Here is an 18,931-nt window from a genome sequence, read left to right on the forward strand (position 1 = left end):
CCAAACCCTTTTCCGGCCATATTTGATCTTTAGCGCTGGGCTTTGAATTGCAGAAAGCCTGGCGACGGATGGCATCGATGAATTTAGCGACAGCGATTGCGGCAAGACGGACACGGGCGCTCTCAGTCCTCATGCTCGGTCTGCTGGCGGCAGGATTGGCCGACCCGTCCTTGGCCGCAAAGATCAAGAATCCCGTTGCTGTCTTTTCGGGTCTCGACAAGATCACCGGCCGGACGACATCCTTCGACGTCTATATCGATGAGACCGTGCAGTTCGGCGCGCTGCAGGTGACGCCCAAGGTCTGCTACTCCAGAGACGAATCCGAACCTCAAAAGATTTCCGGCTTCATCGAGGTCGACGAGATTACGCTCGACCGCAAGATCCGCCGGATTTTTACCGGCTGGATGTTTGCCGCCTCGCCGGGCCTGAACGCTGTCGATCATCCGATCTATGACGTTTGGCTGACCGATTGCAAGCAGTCCTCCGACGTACCGGCCCCGGCCGAAACCAAGGCCAAGACCGACAACACGACGCCGTCGGACACAACAACCGAAACCAAGCCGGATGACCAGATCAAGCCTGTTCCCGATACGGCGACCGACGCTGATCAGAATTTGAATCTGGATTTCGATCCGAATACTGATATCGGCACGGCACCGCAGCAGTAAAATTTCCGCTATCAGGCAACTCCTGAAGACGCCTGTGCCAGCACGCTTTCTCTGATAGAATGCGTTGGCGCCGGGCTGAGCCGTGTTCTTACATGCTCCCCGTCGGCGACAACGAAGAGCGAGGGCATGGGATGCTGAAGCCATTGGCTGTAATTGCTTCGGTTTTTTTGGTCAGCCAACCCGTCCTTGCAGAGACGCTGAAGGTGGAGGTCGAGCATGCCGAGGCCGGTCTTGACCAGGCGACGGGCCAGCCGATCGTCAGCATCCAGCTTTCGCCGAAAAGCACCGCTGCCTTTGCCGATTTCACCAAGGCGCATGTCGGCGAACAGGTTCGGGTGCGTTTCGGAAACCAGGTTCTGATGGAGCCGATCGTCCGCGAACCGATTGCCGGCGGCGCACTTGTCATGTCGGGCAACTTCACCGAAGCCAGCGCCGGCGAACTGGTCGACAACATCAAAGCTGCGGGCGGTACTCTCGATGTTGAAGGCAGCGACAGGTAGGAAGCTGCTCGCCTCCTCCTATCTCATGTCAGATCATCTGGTGGTGTCTTCGCTGGCTTCTTTTTGAAGAAGTTGGCCACTGGCCGGAAGATGGCGCCGGCTGCGATCAGCACCACCACGAAGCCCTTTTTCAAGAACGCAAGCGCCAGCGCCAGGAAGCCGACCTTTGCGGCAATCTTTGCGCCTGCGCCGACGGCGATCAGACCCGCGAGCCCGTAAGCTGCGACTTTGTCGCCGTCCTTGTGGTCGTTGTATTTCTTCAGGGCGTCATAAGCGACCAGATCGGTGACTTTGGGGATACTGGCCTTTACGTCAGACAGTTGATCGATGCCGGCGACAAAGTTCATCTCCAGCACGCCTTCGCGACCAAGCACCCGAAGCTGATAGTTCAGGGTGTGGCGTGCGCTCATGTCGGTTCCGAAGATGAGATCGCGCGCCCAGTGCAGCGAATGTGTTGCCTTGTCGTAAAATGGCGGTGAGGCCCAGCCGACAAGGGTGATCGGCTCGTAGCCGGCCTTCTTGCGCTCTTCGTTGCTTTCATTTGTAGATTTCTGGAGATCCGCAAGCACGCTCGAAAAATCCGCGTTCTCGGCTTCTTCGTCAGAGACGTAACCATCGTCGGAATATTCGATGATGGTTCCCCAGCTGTTTGCACCTTCAGGGGTGCTTTTGGCAGGAAAGATCATGCCAAGCGTGTTTCCGGCTTGATCGGGCGGATTACCCCAGAGGGCGCTGAGGACCTTCGCTGTGTCGGCAGCATCGAGGTAATAGAAGTCGGCGCCGGTGCTCAGGCTTGCGTGTGCTCGAGCTAAAGCTATCTTGCCCTGTTTGAAATCGAGTGTCTCCAGCACCGTCTTGTATTTCGGGTCGACATCCGGATCGGCTCCGAACATTTCCTTGTAGGTCTTGGCTTCCGCAAGTGTCGACCAGGCGACGCCGACCAACAACATGATTCCAAATTTGCGCATGAACGTCCCCTGTTTAGGGAGACATTGCAACGACAGCGCGAATACTTCAATGGCATCGGACGAAAATATTGTGAGTTTTCAGAAGACCAAGTCGTCGGATCGCATCGCCTTGGCGAGCAGCTTCTCGTATTGCTTGCGTGGCACGTCAATGGCGCCGAAGGTCCTGAGATGCTCGGTGGTGAACTGCGTGTCGAGCAGGGTAAAGCCTTTTTCCTTCAGCCGCTCCACCAAGTAGACGAGGCAGATCTTGGAGGCGTCGGAGCGGCGCGAAAACATGCTTTCGCCGAAGAAGGCCGAGCCGAGCGTGACGCCGTAGAGGCCGCCGACCAGTTCATCGCCCTGCCATGCCTCGACCGAATGGGTGTAGCCCATGCGATGCAGCTCCTTGTAGAGCGTCAGGATAAGCGGATTGATCCAGGTGGTCGGCCGGTCGTCGGTCGCTTCAGCGCAGGCCTCGATGACCTGCGAAAAGGCTGTATTGAATCGGATCTCGAAAGGCTTGGCGCGGATGGTCTTGGCAAGGCTGTGCGAGACATGGAATCGGTCGAGCGGGATGACGCCGCGCAGTTCGGGCTGTACCCAATAGATGTCCGGGTCGTCGGCCGATTCCGCCATCGGGAACAGGCCCGCCGAATAGGCGCGCAGCAGGATTTCAGGCGTGATGGCGGGGGGACTGCTGTACCGCACCATCACGCGAGTCCGTTACGCAGACGTCTTTGCCAGATAGTCCTCGAGCCAATGGATATCATAGTCGCCATTGGCGATATCCGGATTGGTCACGAGATCCTGGAACAACGGCAGCGTCGTCTTGATGCCGTCGATGACGAATTCATCGAGCACGCGACGCAGGCGCATCATGCATTCGACGCGGGTGCGACCATGCACGATCAGCTTGCCGATGAGGCTGTCGTAATAGGGCGGGATCTTGTAGCCCTGATAGGCACCGGAATCGACACGGACGCCAAGACCGCCGGGCGCATGGAAATGCGTGATTGTGCCGGGCGAGGGCACGAAGGTGCGCGGGTCCTCGGCATTGATGCGGCACTCGATCGCATGACCGGAAAAGACGATGTCTTCCTGGGTGACGCTAAGACCGGCACCGGCGGCAACGCGGATCTGCTCGTTGACAAGATCGATGCCGGTGATGGCTTCGGTGATGGGGTGCTCGACCTGCAGGCGGGTGTTCATTTCGATGAAATAGAACTCGCCGTTTTCGTAGAGGAATTCGACGGTGCCGGCGCCGCGATATTTCAGCTTGCGCATGGCGGCGGCGCAGATTTCGCCGATCTTCATCCGCTGCTCTACATTGAGCGCCGGTGAATTGGCTTCTTCCCAGACCTTTTGGTGGCGGCGCTGCAGCGAGCAGTCGCGTTCGCCGAGATGGATCGCATTGCCTTCGCCATCGCCGAACACCTGGATTTCGATGTGACGCGGCTTGCCGAGGTACTTTTCCATGTAGACGGAATCGTTGCCGAAGGCATTGGCGGCTTCCGAACGGGCGGTGTTGAAGGCCTCAAGCAGGTCAGCCTCCGTCTTGGCGACCTTCATGCCGCGGCCACCGCCGCCGGCCGTTGCCTTGATCAGGACAGGATAGCCGATTTCCTTGGCTGTCTTCAGCGCGTCGGCTTCATCCATCACTTCGCCCGCGGAGCCTGGCACAACCGGAATGCCGAGATCTTGTGCCGTCTGCTTGGCGGTGATCTTGTCGCCCATGATGCGGATATGGTCGGCGGTCGGTCCGATGAAGATGATGCCGTGGGCATCGAGAATATCGGCGAACTTGGCGTTTTCCGACAGGAAGCCGTAGCCCGGATGGACGGCATCGGCACCGGTGATTTCGCAGGCCGCAACGATCTGATGGATGTTGAGGTAGCTGTCACGCGACGGCGGCGGGCCAATGCAGACGCTTTCGTCGGCGAGGCGCACATGCATCGCGTCGGAATCGGCGGTCGAGTGCACGGCGACCGTGGCGATACCGAGTTCCTTGCAGGCGCGCAGCACCCGGAGGGCGATCTCACCGCGATTGGCGATCAGGATTTTTTGAATCATGCCAATTCCGCCTATTCGATGATCAAGAGGGGCTCGCCGAATTCAACCGGTGCGGAATCGCTCACCAGAATGGCGGTGACCTTGCCGGAACGCGGAGCGGGGATCTGGTTCATCGTCTTCATCGCTTCGATGATGAGGACGGTCTGGCCTTCCTTGACGGTGGCGCCGACTTCGACGAAAGCCGGGCTGCCGGGAGCCGGGGAATAGTAGCAGGTGCCGACCATCGGCGACGTCAGCGTAAAGCCGTTCGGGACGACCTTCTCAGGCACTGCGGCAACCGCCGGGATAGCAGCCGGAGCCTGCATTGCCTGCTGCTGGGGGTAGGGGTAGGGCTGCGGCGCATAGACCGCCTGCGGAGTCTGGCTATTGCGCGAAACGCGGATGCGCAGGTCGTCCTGCTCGACTTCGATCTCGGTCAGGTCGGTATCCTTGAGGATATTCGCGAGATCGCGGATCAGTGCCTGGTCGATGGTCGTTTTCTTGTCAGCCATTTTTCAATGTCCCGATTCTTGTTATTTAATAAGCGTTTTGGCGGCCTGAAGCGCCAGAAGGTAGGAGTCCGGGCCGAAGCCGCAGATGACACCCTTGACTGCGGGTGCAGTCCAGGTCTTGTGCCGGAATTCTTCGCGCGCATGAATATTGGAGAGATGCAACTCGATCACCGGCACGCCGATGGCGCGGATCGCATCGTGAAGGGCAATCGAGGTGTGTCCATAGGCGCCCGGATTGAGCAACACGGCAGACGCCTTGTCATTGGATTCATGCAGCCAGTCGACAAGCACACCCTCGTGGTTGGACTGGCGAAAATCGACTTCAAGACCAAGTTCTGCGCCTTTGTTCCGGCATTCCTCGGCGATGGCGTCCAACGTCTTTCCGCCATATATCCCCGGTTCCCGTTTTCCCAGCATATTGAGATTGGGCCCGTTCAGGATAAAAACTGTTTGCTTCATCAACTCTTCCCGGAATTCTGCACGTCTTCCTATACCCCCCGGAAGAGGAGAGGAAAAGGGGCAAGAAGAGTCTGCCCGTTTGTCCACAAGCTGCAAACGTGAAAATGTGTCGAATTGGGGGCTTTGGGTCGCTTTGCGACCATATTCCGGAAATCGCTATCGATTTCGGAGGCATGGAGTCGGCCTGATTCACTGTCTCAGGCCGACGGGCATTGAAAAATCAGCAGGCCGTCTTGCCGCATTGCGCGACATTGGCGACCTTTTCGTTGAGCGTATCCGCACCCACGGCACCATAGATCGCCTCGTCGGCCAGGATGTAGGACGGCGTGCCGGAAATGCCGAGCTGGCTTGCCAGCTTGTACGTCTGCTGGACGCTGCTGTCTTCGGTGTTTTCCGTCATCTTCTTGCGGATCGCGCTTTCCTTGACGCCGAGCGATTCCGCCACTTCGAGCGCGCGCGCCTCATTGGCATGCGCCTGGCCGCCAAGCAGTTCGCGATGGAACTTGCCATACTTGTTAGGAGCGATGCGGCGGAACGCGTCTGCCACCTTGTGGGCAGCGAGCGAATCCGGTCCGAGGATCGGGAAGTCTTTCAGCACGAAACGGACTTCCGGATTGCTCTTGATCACGGCATCCATATCGCCGATGGCGCGCTTGCAGTAACCGCAGTTGTAATCGAAGAATTCTACGACGGTGATCTTGCCCTTGGGATTTCCGAGCACGAAATCGTCGGTAGCCTTGAAGATCGCGTCCTGGTTTTCCTCGACGGCAGCCTTGGATTGCGCGAGGCGGGCTTCCTCCTGCTTCTTCTGCAGGGCCTGCTGGACTTCAAGCATGACTTCCGGATGCTCGATCAGGTAATCCTTCACGATCGCTCCGATTTCCTTCTTCTGGGCATCGTCGAACGCATTTGCGGACATTGCGGTCATGGAGAAGGCGACGGCCGAAAGCACGGTCGCGGAGAGCAGTTTCTTCAAGTTCATCAGGTGAATCCTCGTACAATCACACAGTGCGGTGATTTGGTTATAGAATCTATAGAGGCAGATTTCGGGCGGCGAAACCGAAAAATCTAGATGTGGTTATTGCTCGCAGGAATGTGATCAATCCGTGGCCCAAGAAAAAACCCGCCATTCGGCGGGTTTTCTGATCTCAAGAGCCTTTGATGATCTTCTGGATCACATCAAAGAAACCCCCTTTTTTGCCACCATCCGCCCTTCTTGGGCTTGGAGTCGTCGTCCTTGGGCTCCGCGGTGCTCGAAGAGACGACGGGACGGGAGGCGGCAATCGCAGCCTCGCCACGGTTGGCGCGAACTTTTGCGGGTTCAGCAGGCGCTGGTTCTTCAGTCGCTGCTTCCGGTTCAACAGGTGCCGTTGCCACAGGTTCCGGAGCTTTGACCGGCTCGGGCGCCTTGACAGGTTCGGCAACGACCGGTGCCGGAGCGGCAGCCTCGGCTTCAGCGGCAGCTTTCTTGGTGCGACGCGGGCGCTTGGCGGGCTTTTCAGCAACCGGTTCCACAGTGCCTTCGTCGCCAGCATCGCTGTCGGGTGTCAGTTCGACAACCGCTGACGATTCGATGTCGGCTGCAACCACCGTTCCGGTCGTGCTGTCGCCGGCTTCGACAGAACCCTCGTCCTGCTGGCCTTCGCCTTCGCGACCACGACGTCCGCCACGCTTGCCACGGCGGCGGCGCTTGCGGCCATCGCTGTCGGTGGCATCGGCAGCCTGATCCTGGGTGGTGGAGATTTCTTCGCCGGCAGCATTATCGTCGCTGTCGTCTTCGTCGTCCTCGGCGCCATCACCCATGTCTTCCGCCGTTGCCGACGAAGAATTCGGGGCATTTGCGCCTTCCGGGCCGCCACTGCGGTTGCCACCGCGACGCCGACGCCGACGCTTCTTCTTCTTTCCGTTCTGGTCGTCACTGCTGCGCGGAGCCGCCGGTGTCTGCGCCTGGGTCTGAGCTGCTGCCGCAGGCTTTTCTTCGGCTTCTTCCTCATCGTCCTCGATCATCGGAATGTCTTCATCTTCTTCCTCGTCAACGGGGAAGGCGATGAGCTGTTCGATCTTGACCGGGTTTTCGACGGCTTCGCCGCGCTCGATGGCGAAATGCTGAGCGCCGACCTCTGGATCGGACTCGATGACGATCGAGACGCCGAAACGGTTCTCATAATCGACGATCGTGCCGCGCTTGTGGTTGAGCAGGTAAAGGGCGGTATCCGGCAGCGTCTTGACGACGATGTCGTGGGTCGTGCTCTTGAGCAGGAACTCCTCGATGCCGCGCAGGACATGCAGGGCGACCGACGACTGCGAACGCACGTGACCTGTACCGCCGCAATGCGAGCAGATCTGCATCGTGCTTTCGAGCACCGATGCGCGAATGCGCTGGCGCGACATTTCCAAGAGGCCGAAATGCGAGATGCGGCCGACCTGGATGCGGGCGCGGTCGTTCTTGAGATGGTCCTTGAGGCGCTTTTCGACGTGGCGATTGTTGCGCTTCTCTTCCATGTCGATGAAGTCGATGACCACGAGGCCGGCAAGGTCTCGCAGGCGCAACTGACGCGCGACTTCCTCGGCGGCTTCCAGGTTGGTCTGGAGCGCGGTGTCCTCGATCGAATGCTCGCGGGTCGAGCGGCCGGAGTTGACGTCGACTGCCACCAGCGCTTCGGTCTGGTTGATGATGATGTAGCCACCGGACTTGAGCGTCACCTGCGGCTGCAGCATGCGGTCGAGCTGGGCTTCGATGCCGGCGCGCGAGAAGATCGGATGAAGATCGCGATAGGGCTGAACCACCTTGGCGTGGCTCGGCATCAGCATCTTCATGAAGTCCTTGGCTTCGCGATAGCCTTCCTCGCCGGAGACGATGACTTCGTTGATGTCCTTGCTGTAGAGGTCGCGGATCGAGCGCTTGATCAGGCTGCCTTCCTCATAGACGAGGCAGGGCGCGGTCGAGGCCAGCGTCTTGGTACGGACGTTTTCCCACAGGCGCATCAGGTATTCGAAGTCGCGCTTGACTTCCGGCTTGGTGCGGTTGGCGCCTGCGGTGCGCAGGATAACGCCCATGCCGTTCGGCACTTCAAGATCCCGTGCTATCTCCTTGAGACGCTTGCGATCCTGCGGGCTGGTGATCTTGCGGGAAATGCCGCCGCCACGCGCCGTATTCGGCATCAGAACCGAATAGCGACCGGCGAGCGAAAGATAGGTGGTGAGGGCTGCGCCCTTGTTGCCGCGTTCTTCCTTGGCGACCTGCACGAGCAGGATCTGCCGGCGCTTGATCACTTCCTGGATGCGGTACTGCTTGCGCGGCTTGCTGCGCTGGACACGATCGGGAACTTCTTCCATCGCGTCTTCGGCGCCGACATTCTCGATGACTTCCTTTTCTTCGTTGTCATCGTCGTCGTCATCATCGTCGTTCGAACGACGGGGAGCGTCTTCGGAGACCGAGTCGATGTCGGCGACCATCGGCATGGCCGGCGGCGTCGAGCCGTCGTCGTCGGAGGCTTCAGCGGCTTCTTCGCCGGCTGCGGCGTCCTCGGCCTTGACCTTCTTGGCGCGCGGCTTGCGGACACGCTTGGGCTTGGCCGGCGCCTCTTCGGCAACGGTTGCTTCAACTTCGGCAACTTCCGGTTCGGCCGCAGCGGGGGCGGCCTCTTCCTTGGTTCCCTGCCATGATTCGATCACCGGTTGCGGTGATTCTTCCGATACGTGATCTGCGGAAACCGGCCATTCCTCGGCCGGTGCGGAGCTCGCTGGGCCTGCCGGTTCGAAATCGTCGTCGCGGCGATGCTCTTCAGCCTCGGCGCGCAGAAGCGCCTGCCGATCTGCGAGCGGGATCTGGTAGTAATCGGGGTGGATTTCCGCGAAGGCCAGGAAGCCATGGCGATTGCCGCCATAATCGACGAATGCGGCCTGCAGCGAGGGTTCGACACGCGTTACCTTGGCCAGGTAAATGTTGCCGCGTATCTGTTTCTTGTGTTCCGATTCGAAATCGAACTCTTCTATGCGGTTGCCGCGTACGACAACTACGCGCGTCTCCTCAGCGTGAGACGCGTCAATAAGCATCTTGTCTGCCATGTAATTACAACTCCTCGGCAAGAGGCGCTGTGCTGCCGCAGGCTATCCCCGGAGGGATTATGAATGCGATTGAAGCGACTGCTGCCGGATTTTTTGACTCTCCCGGTATCGACAGGCGGTTTTGCCAAGGGGCGGCTGCAAACCGGATCAACCGGTCTTGCCTTGAATGCCGCTACTAACAAATTCCCTTGCGCCAACGTCGAAATACCAAGCGAGAATGCCAATGCCCAAGACCTTGCGGTCCAATGAATTTGCCCGAAGCACGGGCGTGAGGCGGCGAGCCGCCATAAAGCCATGCGGGGATCCCCGCATGTTCGGATTGAGCCTGAGGTGAGCACGTTTCGGCGGCAGATATTTTCGCTTCCATGGCGCCAATCTTGTGGCGGCCTCGCTAGCGAGTGAATCCCGTCTTCGCCTTTCACCCTATCTTCCCTAATATGGTTTATCGTTGTGAATATCAAGTGGTGACGCAAATCCGTCACAATATTGCTCAATTCCATGCCACCGAGGGCCGCAGGCCTCGAATTGCCTTGACGGGGCGATGACAAGCCTCGCTCCGGTCCAGCGCGATAGGACTGGATTTGAGGGAATCGGTGAAAGCGTCTGATTTGCTTCGTGCTTCCCCCGACTGGTCACGAAACGCGCGGCATATGCATAGATATAATGAGTCTGCGACGGGCAACGGCGCGCCTGATCGCGGCACGGGAAACGGGATTTGTAATGGCGAGTAAGCGCGCAACCATCTTTTTGACGTTGATCGTCCTTCTTGCCGGTGTGCTGCAGGCGAGAGCCGCTGAAACCACCGCTTTGATCGCCTATGCCGCCCGGATCGCAGGCGATGACGCGCGGACGAGGATCGTCATCGATTTCGATCGTGAACCGAAATTCTCGATCCATTATACGGCGCGGCCAAACCGGGTGATCGTCGATCTCGACGAGACCGCATTCGGCTTCGATGAGAAGGACCTGAAACCGATTGGGCTGTTCTCCGACATTCGCTACGGCCAGATGGGCGAGGGGGTGTCGCGAATCGTCATGACGGCAAATCGATCGATCAAGGCGGTCATTGCCAAGGTGCAGGAAAATGACGCCGACAAGGGCTACCGGCTGGTAATCGAATGCGAGGTCGTGCCGGAAAAGGAGTTCGCCGCGATCGTTGCCAACCAGAAGTGGCTGGGTACCGAGAAGGTGGCTGCCGGCAAGACCGACCGGCTCGGTTCCGAACCCACCGCGCCAGTTCCGACCTCAGATTTCGTGATCGCGGTCGATGCCGGCCATGGCGGCATCGACGCCGGCGCGCGCGGTACGGTGAGCAAGGTCGAGGAGAAGACCGTCACGCTCGCCTTCGCCAAGGCGTTGACCGAGCGGCTCAACAAGGAAAAAGGCCTGCACGCCTTCCTGACCCGCGAAGACGACACTTTCATCTCGCTTTCCGAGCGGGTGGTGATCGCCCGCCAGCAGGGCGCAAAGCTGTTCATTTCGCTGCACGCCGATACGTTGCGTCAGAAGGACATCAGGGGCGCAACGGTCTATACCATTTCCGACAGGGCCTCCGACAAGCTGGCCGAGAGCCTGGCGGAGCGCGAAAACCTGTCCGACGGGATCGCCGGCCTGGAGATCAAGGACGAGCCCACCGAGGTGACCGACATCCTGATCGATCTGACGCGTCGCGAGACGCAGGCCTTTTCGATCCAGCTTGCCGAAAATGTTCTCAAATCCTTCAAGGGCCAGATCGACGTGATCAACAATCCGCTGCGCCATGCGGGGTTTCGGGTGCTGCAGGCGGCCGATGTTCCGTCCATTCTTCTTGAGCTCGGCTTTCTCTCCAATCCCAAGGACGAGGAGCTGCTGACGGATCCGGAATGGCAAAACAAGACAGCCGATCTGATCGCCAAGGCGGTGGACTCTTATCTCGATTCCTCTGGCGTCATGCGTGGCGGATGAGTTTCACTCTTTTCTAAAATAACCGGTGCTGCGTGCCGAGACCGGGGAAAAAGCCACGCTGGCCCTATTTTCCTCACATTCCACGATGTAAGGACCGTTGTATTGTTCGTGGTGCCGTAAGTCTGGCATCGCTCTGATGGATGGGGTAGAACCGGCTGACTTGGCGCCCCCGTGCGATCCGCGGAAAGAATTTTATGATACGACTGATCGGCTATTTCTTCGGTTTGGGCACGGTGCTGTTCCTGGGCGCCGCGATGGTGGTTTCCGTCTATCTCGGCGAAGTCACCAAGGACCTGCCGGATTATGAAGTGCTGGCCAGCTATTCGCCGCCGGTGACGACGCGCGTGCATGCCGATGACGGCACGCTGATTGCCGAATTCGCCCGCGAGCGGCGATTGTTCCTGCCGATCCAGGCCATTCCCGACCGGGTGAAGGCAGCGTTCCTTTCGGCCGAAGACAAGAATTTCTACCAGCACAATGGTATTGACTTCCAAGGGCTGGTCCGCGCGATCGCCGTCAATGTCCAGAATATGGGTTCGGGCCGCCGTCCGGTCGGCGCGTCGACCATTACCCAGCAGGTCGCCAAGAACTTCCTGCTGTCGGCCGACCAGACGATCGACCGCAAGGTCAAGGAAGCGATCCTGGCCTTCCGCATCGAGCAGGCCTATTCGAAGGATCGTATCCTTGAGCTCTATCTCAACGAGATCTTTTTCGGCCTGAATTCCTATGGCTTGGCGAGCGCCTCGCTGACCTATTTCGACAAGCCCGTCACCGAGCTTTCGATCGCCGAAGCCGCCTATCTCGCCTCGCTTCCGAAGGGTCCGTCGAACTACCATCCGTTCCGCCACCCGGAAGCTGCGCTCGAGCGCCGCAACTGGGTCATCGATCGCATGGTCGAAAACGGCTATGTGACCAAGGACGACGGCGAGAAAGCCAAGCAAAGCGATCTCGGCGTCAACGCCAAGAAGGCGAATTCCTATCTCTTCGCATCGGATTACTTCGCCAGCGAAGTGCGCCGGCAGCTCACCGAAAAGTATGGCGAGAACGCGCTTTTTGAGGGCGGCCTTTCTGTCCGCACGTCGATCCATCCCAAGTTGCAGCTCTATGCGCGCAAGGCGTTGCAGGACGCATTACTTGCCTATGACGAGCCACGCGGTTTCCACGGCGTGATCCAGCATATTGACGCTGGAGCCGACTGGGGCGTGCCGCTTTCCAAGGTCACTCCGTTCCGCGACGTTCCCGAGTGGAAGCTCGCCATCGTGTTGGCAACAGATGACGGTGGTGTCGATATCGGTATCCGCCCGGAAGTCGATGCAGCCGGCAAGATCGATCCGGCGAGGGTGACGGGCCGCCTTGATGCCAGCGCGATGAAATGGGCCTACCGCTCGGCGGCGGGCGATCGCAAGACCGCCAAGAATCCTGCTGGCGTGCTGAGCCCGGGTGATGTCGTCTATGTCCAGGCGCTCACGGAACAACAAGGCAGCTATCGGCTGCGCCAGCCGCCGAAGGTGCAGGGCGGCTTCATCGCCATGGATCCGCACACCGGCCGCGTTCTCGCCATGGTCGGCGGCTTCTCCTACAGCCAGTCCGAATTCAATCGTGCGACGCAGGCGATGCGCCAGCCGGGTTCGTCCTTCAAGCCGTTCGTCTATGCCGCGGCACTCGACAATGGCTACACCCCGGCCTCGGTGGTGCTCGATGCGCCGTTCGAGCTCGATACCGGCAACGGCCAGATCTGGCGGCCGCAGAACTATGGCGGCAAGAGTGCCGGCCCGTCGACGCTACGACTTGGCATCGAAAAGTCGCGCAACCTGATGACCGTTCGGCTCGCCAACGACCTGGGCATGAACATCGTCGCCGAATATGCGGAGCGCTTTGGCATCTACGACAAGATGGCCCCGGTGCTGGCGATGTCGCTGGGTTCGGGCGAGACGACCGTGCTGCGGCTGGTTTCGGCCTATTCCGTGATCGCCAATGGCGGCAAGCAGATCGCGCCGACACTGATCGACCGTATCCAGGATCGCTATGGCAAGACCATCTTCAGGCATGAGGAGCGCGTCTGCCAGACCTGCAATGCCGAGGACTGGACTGGCCAGGACGAGCCGGAAGTGGTCGACAATCGCGAGCAGGTGCTCGATCCGATGACAGCCTACCAGATCACGTCGATGATGCAGGGCGTCATCCTGCGCGGCACGGCGGCCGGCAAGATCAAGCTCGACACCGATGTTGCCGGCAAGACGGGCACGACCAATGATGAAAAGGACGCCTGGTTCGTGGGCTTCACCCCCAATCTGGTGGCCGGCGTCTATATCGGCATGGACGATCCCAAGCCGCTCGGTCGTGGCGGCACTGGTGGCGCGATCTCGGCACCGATCTTCAACGAATTCATGCAGGACGCGCTGCGAGGCGAGAAGCCGGAAAAGTTCATCGTCCCGGAAGGCATGAAGCTGATTGCCGTCAACCGCAAGACCGGCATGCAGGCGACGGAAGGCGATCCGGACACGATCATGGAAGCCTTCAAGCCCGGCACCGGCCCGGCCGACGTGTTCTCGGTGATCGGTGCCGAAGGCTACCAGACGCCGGAGGAGATCCTCAATTCCTCGCAGCAGGCCAAGGATGCCGTGCAAAGCCAGAAGGGCGGGCTTTTCTGAGCCTCTCGGTCTTGGTTTTCGCGGCCAGCCGACTTTACATTATTTACGCCAGTCACTAATGACGGGCCCGATTTGATATATGCGAGTGGTGGTAAAACTGTATGCGCAATGAAATTGTGAATGTTGTCGACGAAATCAAGCAGGCCGTAAGCCTGCTGAGGAGGCATCTTTGACTGGGACCAGGCGATAAGGCGACTGGACTGGCTCAATAACAAGGCTGAAGACCCCAATCTGTGGAACGATGCGCAGGAAGCGCAGAAGCTGATGCGCGAGCGCCAGCAGCTCGACGATGGCATTTCCAGCGTCCGCAAGTTCGAGGCGCAGCTGCAGGAAAACATCGATCTCATCGAACTCGGCGAGATGGAAGGCGACCAGGAAATTATCCAGGACGCCGAGAAGTCGCTGAAGGCGATGCTGGTTGAGGCCAACCGCCGGCAGGTCGAGGCGATGCTCTCGGGCGAAGCTGACAGCAACGATACGTATCTCGAAGTACATTCCGGGGCAGGCGGCACCGAGAGCCAGGATTGGGCGAACATCCTCTTGCGCATGTATACGCGCTGGGCGGAGCGCCAGGGCTTCAAGGTCGAAATCCTGGAAATGCACGACGGCGAAGAAGCCGGCATCAAGTCCGCGACCATCATGGTCAAGGGCCACAATGCCTATGGCTGGCTGAAGACCGAATCGGGCGTTCACCGCCTGGTCCGCATCTCGCCCTATGACAGCAATGCGCGGCGCCATACTTCGTTCTCGTCGATCTGGGTCTATCCGGTTGTCGACGATTCGATCAATATCGATATCAACGAGAGCGACTGCCGAATCGATACCTACCGTGCCTCGGGCTCCGGTGGACAGCACATCAACACCACCGACTCGGCCGTGCGCATCACGCATATTCCGACCGGCATCGCAGTGGCTTGCCAGCAGGAACGTTCGCAGCACAAGAACAAGGCCAAGGCCTGGGAAATGCTGCGCTCGCGGCTCTATGAGGTCGAGCTCGAGAAGCGCGAAGCGGCGGCAAATGCGGAGGCTGCGTCGAAAACCGATATCGGCTGGGGTCACCAGATCAGGTCCTACGTGATGCAGCCCTACCAGATGGTCAAGGACATGCGCACAGGTGTGGAAAGCTCGGCGCCGTCCGACGTGCTCGACGGCGACCTCAACCCGTTCATGGAAGCGGCACTCGCACACCGGATTTCTGGCAGCGCTGATGCTGTGGTGGATGATCTGGCGTAACGACGGTTGGGGACGGTAAACAATGCCGCCCCTAAACTTTCTTTTCGAAGCGGCTTGTCTTTTGAAAATAGATTGAATAATAAGCCGCCATCTCGTTTGGGAACGGCGCTTCGCTGGTCTTGAAGAGATATAGGGGTATAGCTCAGTTGGTAGAGCGGCGGTCTCCAAAACCGCAGGTCGTAAGTTCGAGCCTTACTGCCCCTGCCAAATAAATAAGCGATCGATGATGACGCGCTTGAGGCGCGATTTCTTGTTCGTGAGAGAAAGCTTCGATTTACCCCTTGTTAAAAAGGGAATCGGAGTCTATGTAAGGTTTAAATCAGACACGCGGTGCGTGGGGCTGGCACTGTCAGCTTTACGCGCCGAAATGGCGTGAGCAGTCAATGGCATCTAGAACCAACCCGTTTACGTTTCTGCAGCAGGTCCGCTCGGAGACGTCAAAAGTGACTTGGCCTACCCGGCGCGAGACAATGATTTCGACCATGATGGTATTCATCATGGCGGGTCTTGCCGCGATTTTTTTCTTTGCTGCTGATTGGCTTATGGGTTGGGTAATCGGCCTTATCCTGAATGTCGGCTTCTAATTTCGGGTGGAGATGAAGATGGCCGCACGTTGGTATATCGTTCACGCATATTCTAATTTTGAGAAAAAGGTCGCGGAATCGATCGAAGACAAGGCTCGCCAGAAGGGCTTGAGCCATCTTTTTGAGCGTATCGTGGTTCCGACCGAGAAGGTCGTTGAAGTTCGCCGTGGCCGCAAGGTCGATAGCGAACGCAAGTTCTTTCCGGGCTATGTGATGGTCCGGGCGCAGTTGACCGACGAAGCGTATCATCTGATCAAGAATACGCCGAAGGTCACCGGGTTCCTGGGATCCGACAACAAGCCGGTTCCGATTCCGGATTCGGAAGCCGAGCGCATCCTGAACCAGATTCAGGATGGCGTCGAGCATCCGAAGCCCTCCGTCTCGTTCGAGGTCGGTGAGCAGGTGCGGGTGGCCGATGGGCCGTTCGCTTCGTTCAACGGCATCGTTCAGGATGTCGACGAGGAGCGTTCGCGCCTCAAGGTCGAAGTGTCGATCTTCGGCCGCGCAACGCCGGTCGAGCTGGAATACAGTCAGGTCGAAAAGGTCTGATAGGCATTGGGTGACGGTTTTGGCCGTCATCCATACACGCGTGGGAGGCGAGGGACCTTAGCCTGGTTCCGTCAAGCGCCGCGACCACGCAACCGCAGCCGCCATCTCTAAACGGGTTGGCATTTGAGCCGGGCAACCGGCTTTCACCGGTTTCGGACCCTGCAAGGGGACGGAACCTGAAGAAAAGGCAGAGAAATGGCTAAGAAAATTGCAGGCCAGCTCAAGCTTCAGGTCAAGGCAGGATCGGCAAACCCGTCCCCGCCGATCGGCCCGGCGCTTGGTCAGCGTGGCATTAACATCATGGAATTCTGCAAGTCGTTCAACGCGGCTACGCAGGAAATGGAAAAGGGTATGCCGATCCCGGTCGTCATCACCTATTACCAGGACAAGTCCTTCACCTACGCGATGAAGCAGCCCCCGGTTTCTTACTTCCTCAAGAAGGAAGCCAAGATCACTTCGGGCTCGAAGACTCCCGGCAAGGGCGCCAAGGCAGGCACGATCTCCAGCGACCAGATTCGCAAGATCGCCGAAGCCAAGATGAAGGATCTCAACGCCGCCGACGTCGAAGGCGCAATGGCCATGGTCGAGGGCTCTGCCCGCTCCATGGGCCTGACGGTAGAGGGCTGATAGATGCCGAAGATTGCAAAGCGTATTCAGAAGATCCGCGAAGGCGTTGACCCCAACAAGGCTTACGGCCTTGATGTTGCCGTGACCATGGTCAAGGAACGTGCGGTCGCCAAGTTCGACGAAACTGTCGAAATCTCGATGAACCTCGGTGTTGATCCGCGCCACGCCGACCAGATGGTCCGCGGCGTTGTCAACCTGCCGAACGGCACGGGCCGTGACGTTCGCGTCGCCGTCTTCGCTCGTGGCGCCAAGGCTGACGAAGCCAAGGCTGCCGGTGCCGACATCGTCGGTGCGGAAGACCTGCTCGAAATCGTCCTCGGCGGCAAGATCGACTTCGATCGTTGCATCGCGACCCCTGACATGATGCCGCTCGTCGGTCGTCTCGGCAAGGTTCTCGGTCCGCGTGGCATGATGCCGAACCCGAAGGTCGGCACCGTCACCGTCGACGTTGCTGGCGCCGTTAAGGCTTCCAAGGGTGGCGCTGTCGAATTCCGCGTCGAGAAGGCTGGTATCATCCATGCCGGTATCGGCAAGGCCTCGTTCGCTGCCAAGGCTCTTGAAGAAAACATCCGCGCTTTCGCCGACGCCGTCGTCAAGGCGAAGCCGGCTGGCGCCAAGGGCAACTACCTCAAGAAGATCGCGATCTCCTCGACCCAGGGTCCTGGCGTGAAGGTCGATCCGGCTACTCTTACAGCCGCTTGATAAGTTTTCGGGGAGCCTTCCATCAGGCTCCCTCACCAATTCCCGGCCTTCGGGCCGGGGATCGATGGGGCAACCCATCGAATTCCTGTCCGAGATTGCAGGTGGTCAACCTTAATCACTTGGCCTGCATGAGACGGGTACGACCGGTTTCCGCGGCGAATGCCGCAAAGAACGGTTCGAACCTTGGATGCCTTGTGCTGCATTTCGCCCGCGAAATGAGGCGCGAGGGGACAGGATCCTCAAGCGTCGCTTGGGATCATTCCCATGCGGCAAAGGCAACCCGGCAGGGTCCGCGGCAATATAGCGGTCCTGCTTAACTGGAGTGAGACAGTGGATAGAGCGGAAAAACGCGAATTCGTCTCCGAACTGAACGAAGTCTTCAAGGCTTCGGGCTCAGTCGTCGTGGCGAGCTATGCTGGCGTCACGGTCGCGCAGATGAACGATCTTCGTTCCAAGATGCGCGCATCCGGCGGCACCGTCAAAGTCGCGAAGAACCGCCTGGCCAAGATCGCTCTTCAGGGCACGGAGTCGGAAAAGATCCAGAATCTTTTCAAGGGACAGACGCTGATTTGTTACAGCAATGACCCGATCACGGCTCCCAAGATTGCTTCTGAATTCGCCAAGACCAATGACAAGCTTGTCATTATCGGCGGATCCATGGGCAGCACAAGTCTTGATGCCGAAGGCGTGAAAGCGCTTGCGACCCTTCCGTCGCTTGATGAACTGCGTGCAAGGTTGGTGGGTATGATTCAGACCCCCGCAACCCGTATCGCAGCTGTCATCCAGGCACCGGCAGGCCAGCTTGCTCGCGTGTTCGCAGCATATGCCGAGAAGAGCGAAGCCGCATAAGGCGGTACTTCGCTGTCACCTAAACCAAACCAAGTTCGAACTGAAAATAAGGAATACAACAATGACTGATCTCGCAAAGATCGTAGAAGACCTGTCCAGCCTGACCGTTCTGGAAGCTGCAGAACTTTCCAAGCTGCTCGAAGAAAAGTGGGGCGTTTCCGCCGCTGCTCCGGTTGCTGTTGCAGCCGCTGCCGGCGCCGGTGCTCCGGCTGCTGCCGTTGAAGAAAAGACCGAATTCGACGTTATCCTCGTCGAAGCCGGTGCAAACAAGATCAACGTCATCAAGGAAGTCCGCGTCATCACTGGCCTGGGCCTCAAGGAAGCCAAGGACCTGGTCGACGGCGCTCCTAAGCCTGTCAAGGAAGCTGTCAACAAGGCAGAATCCGAAGACCTCAAGAAGAAGCTTGAAGCAGCCGGCGCCAAGGTTGAAATCAAGTAATATATAAGCAGTGGGAGATGGTGCTCGGCACCGTCTCCCACTGTCTGTTCTGCCGAACCGGTTACCCAAAAGCCTGAAACAGGCTTTTGGGTATTGGGTTCTAAAGATAAGAGTACCCGAGTTTATGACGGAGCCGTTTGGCCAGCGGTA

17 protein-coding genes, 1 tRNA gene and 1 pseudogene are annotated in these 18,931 nt (G+C 58.8%); 12 read left to right on the plus strand and 7 right to left on the minus strand.

Annotated elements, in window-relative coordinates; translation table 11 throughout:
• Positions 1 to 131: 131 nt before the first annotated feature.
• Together ACXHRN_RS09590 and ACXHRN_RS09595 are read left to right on the plus strand one after the other, a co-directional pair.
• Positions 132 to 515 (plus strand): annotated as a pseudogene (locus tag ACXHRN_RS09590) (DUF2155 domain-containing protein); the annotation flags it as partial.
• A gap of 284 nt (positions 516 to 799) precedes the next feature.
• Positions 800 to 1,168, plus strand: a complete 369-nt coding sequence (locus ACXHRN_RS09595) for a SecDF P1 head subdomain-containing protein (RefSeq protein ID WP_488641092.1) — start codon at positions 800 to 802, stop codon at positions 1,166 to 1,168.
• Between the two features lie 23 nt (positions 1,169 to 1,191).
• Here the strand turns inward: ACXHRN_RS09595 and ACXHRN_RS09600 are convergent, their stop codons facing one another.
• From ACXHRN_RS09600 to ACXHRN_RS09630, 7 genes are all read right to left on the minus strand, one after another.
• The gene (locus ACXHRN_RS09600) at positions 1,192 to 2,136 is read right to left on the minus strand and encodes a DUF2167 domain-containing protein (protein ID WP_488641093.1); all 945 of its coding nucleotides are present in this window, start codon (positions 2,134 to 2,136) and stop codon (positions 1,192 to 1,194) included.
• A 78-nt stretch (positions 2,137 to 2,214) separates the two neighbouring features.
• A complete protein-coding gene (gene aat, locus ACXHRN_RS09605; protein WP_488641094.1) occupies positions 2,215 to 2,826 on the minus strand; it encodes a leucyl/phenylalanyl-tRNA--protein transferase in 612 nt (203 codons plus the stop codon).
• A 12-nt stretch (positions 2,827 to 2,838) separates the two neighbouring features.
• The gene (gene accC / locus ACXHRN_RS09610; protein ID WP_488641095.1) at positions 2,839 to 4,185 is read right to left on the minus strand and encodes an acetyl-CoA carboxylase biotin carboxylase subunit; all 1,347 of its coding nucleotides are present in this window, start codon (positions 4,183 to 4,185) and stop codon (positions 2,839 to 2,841) included.
• A gap of 11 nt (positions 4,186 to 4,196) precedes the next feature.
• Complete coding sequence (gene accB, locus ACXHRN_RS09615) at positions 4,197 to 4,676, minus strand: acetyl-CoA carboxylase biotin carboxyl carrier protein (RefSeq protein ID WP_488641096.1); 480 nt, start codon at positions 4,674 to 4,676, stop codon at positions 4,197 to 4,199.
• A 21-nt stretch (positions 4,677 to 4,697) separates the two neighbouring features.
• A complete protein-coding gene (gene aroQ, locus ACXHRN_RS09620; RefSeq protein ID WP_488641097.1) occupies positions 4,698 to 5,135 on the minus strand; it encodes a type II 3-dehydroquinate dehydratase in 438 nt (145 codons plus the stop codon).
• A gap of 220 nt (positions 5,136 to 5,355) precedes the next feature.
• Positions 5,356 to 6,117, minus strand: a complete 762-nt coding sequence (locus ACXHRN_RS09625) for a DsbA family protein (protein ID WP_488641098.1) — start codon at positions 6,115 to 6,117, stop codon at positions 5,356 to 5,358.
• Between the two features lie 197 nt (positions 6,118 to 6,314).
• Positions 6,315 to 9,203, minus strand: coding sequence for an Rne/Rng family ribonuclease (locus ACXHRN_RS09630; RefSeq protein WP_488641099.1), 2,889 nt, complete (start codon positions 9,201 to 9,203; stop codon positions 6,315 to 6,317).
• Positions 9,204 to 9,923: 720 nt separating this feature from the next.
• On the opposite strand from ACXHRN_RS09630, the gene ACXHRN_RS09635 reads away from it, so the two are divergent.
• The 10 genes from ACXHRN_RS09635 to rplL all read left to right on the plus strand — a co-directional run bounded on the left by ACXHRN_RS09635 (position 9,924) and on the right by rplL (position 18,781).
• Entirely contained in the window at positions 9,924 to 11,147 is a 1,224-nt protein-coding gene (locus ACXHRN_RS09635; protein ID WP_488641100.1) for an N-acetylmuramoyl-L-alanine amidase, read from the plus strand.
• Between the two features lie 194 nt (positions 11,148 to 11,341).
• Positions 11,342 to 13,798 carry a penicillin-binding protein 1A gene (locus tag ACXHRN_RS09640; protein ID WP_488641101.1) on the plus strand — a complete coding sequence of 819 codons (2,457 nt, stop codon included), beginning with the start codon at positions 11,342 to 11,344 and terminating at the stop codon, positions 13,796 to 13,798.
• 101 nt (positions 13,799 to 13,899) lie between these two features.
• Positions 13,900 to 15,031 (plus strand): peptide chain release factor 2 gene (gene prfB / locus ACXHRN_RS09645; RefSeq protein ID WP_488641102.1). Its coding sequence is split into 2 segments (ribosomal slippage): positions 13,900 to 13,968 and positions 13,970 to 15,031, totalling 1,131 coding nucleotides; the frame shifts between segments, so codons are not numbered across the junction.
• Positions 15,032 to 15,162: 131 nt separating this feature from the next.
• Positions 15,163 to 15,238 (plus strand) — tRNA-Trp (locus ACXHRN_RS09650).
• Between the two features lie 176 nt (positions 15,239 to 15,414).
• Positions 15,415 to 15,615: a preprotein translocase subunit SecE gene (gene secE, locus ACXHRN_RS09655; RefSeq protein ID WP_488641103.1), complete on the plus strand. Its 201-nt coding sequence runs from the start codon at positions 15,415 to 15,417 to the stop codon at positions 15,613 to 15,615.
• Positions 15,616 to 15,633: 18 nt separating this feature from the next.
• On the plus strand, positions 15,634 to 16,164 hold the full coding sequence (gene nusG, locus ACXHRN_RS09660) for a transcription termination/antitermination protein NusG (protein ID WP_488641104.1): 531 nt from the start codon (positions 15,634 to 15,636) through the stop codon (positions 16,162 to 16,164).
• Between the two features lie 195 nt (positions 16,165 to 16,359).
• Complete coding sequence (gene rplK / locus ACXHRN_RS09665) at positions 16,360 to 16,791, plus strand: 50S ribosomal protein L11 (RefSeq protein ID WP_488641105.1); 432 nt, start codon at positions 16,360 to 16,362, stop codon at positions 16,789 to 16,791.
• Between the two features lie 3 nt (positions 16,792 to 16,794).
• On the plus strand, positions 16,795 to 17,493 hold the full coding sequence (gene rplA / locus ACXHRN_RS09670) for a 50S ribosomal protein L1 (RefSeq protein WP_488641106.1): 699 nt from the start codon (positions 16,795 to 16,797) through the stop codon (positions 17,491 to 17,493).
• A 330-nt stretch (positions 17,494 to 17,823) separates the two neighbouring features.
• A complete protein-coding gene (gene rplJ / locus ACXHRN_RS09675) occupies positions 17,824 to 18,342 on the plus strand; it encodes a 50S ribosomal protein L10 (protein WP_488641107.1) in 519 nt (172 codons plus the stop codon).
• 61 nt (positions 18,343 to 18,403) lie between these two features.
• Positions 18,404 to 18,781 (plus strand): 50S ribosomal protein L7/L12, encoded by a 378-nt coding sequence (gene rplL / locus ACXHRN_RS09680; protein WP_488641108.1) that lies wholly within the window; start codon positions 18,404 to 18,406, stop codon positions 18,779 to 18,781.
• The last annotated feature ends 150 nt before the right edge of the window (positions 18,782 to 18,931 follow it).

It is taken from the genome of Shinella sp. OV683 (assembly GCF_057787725.1).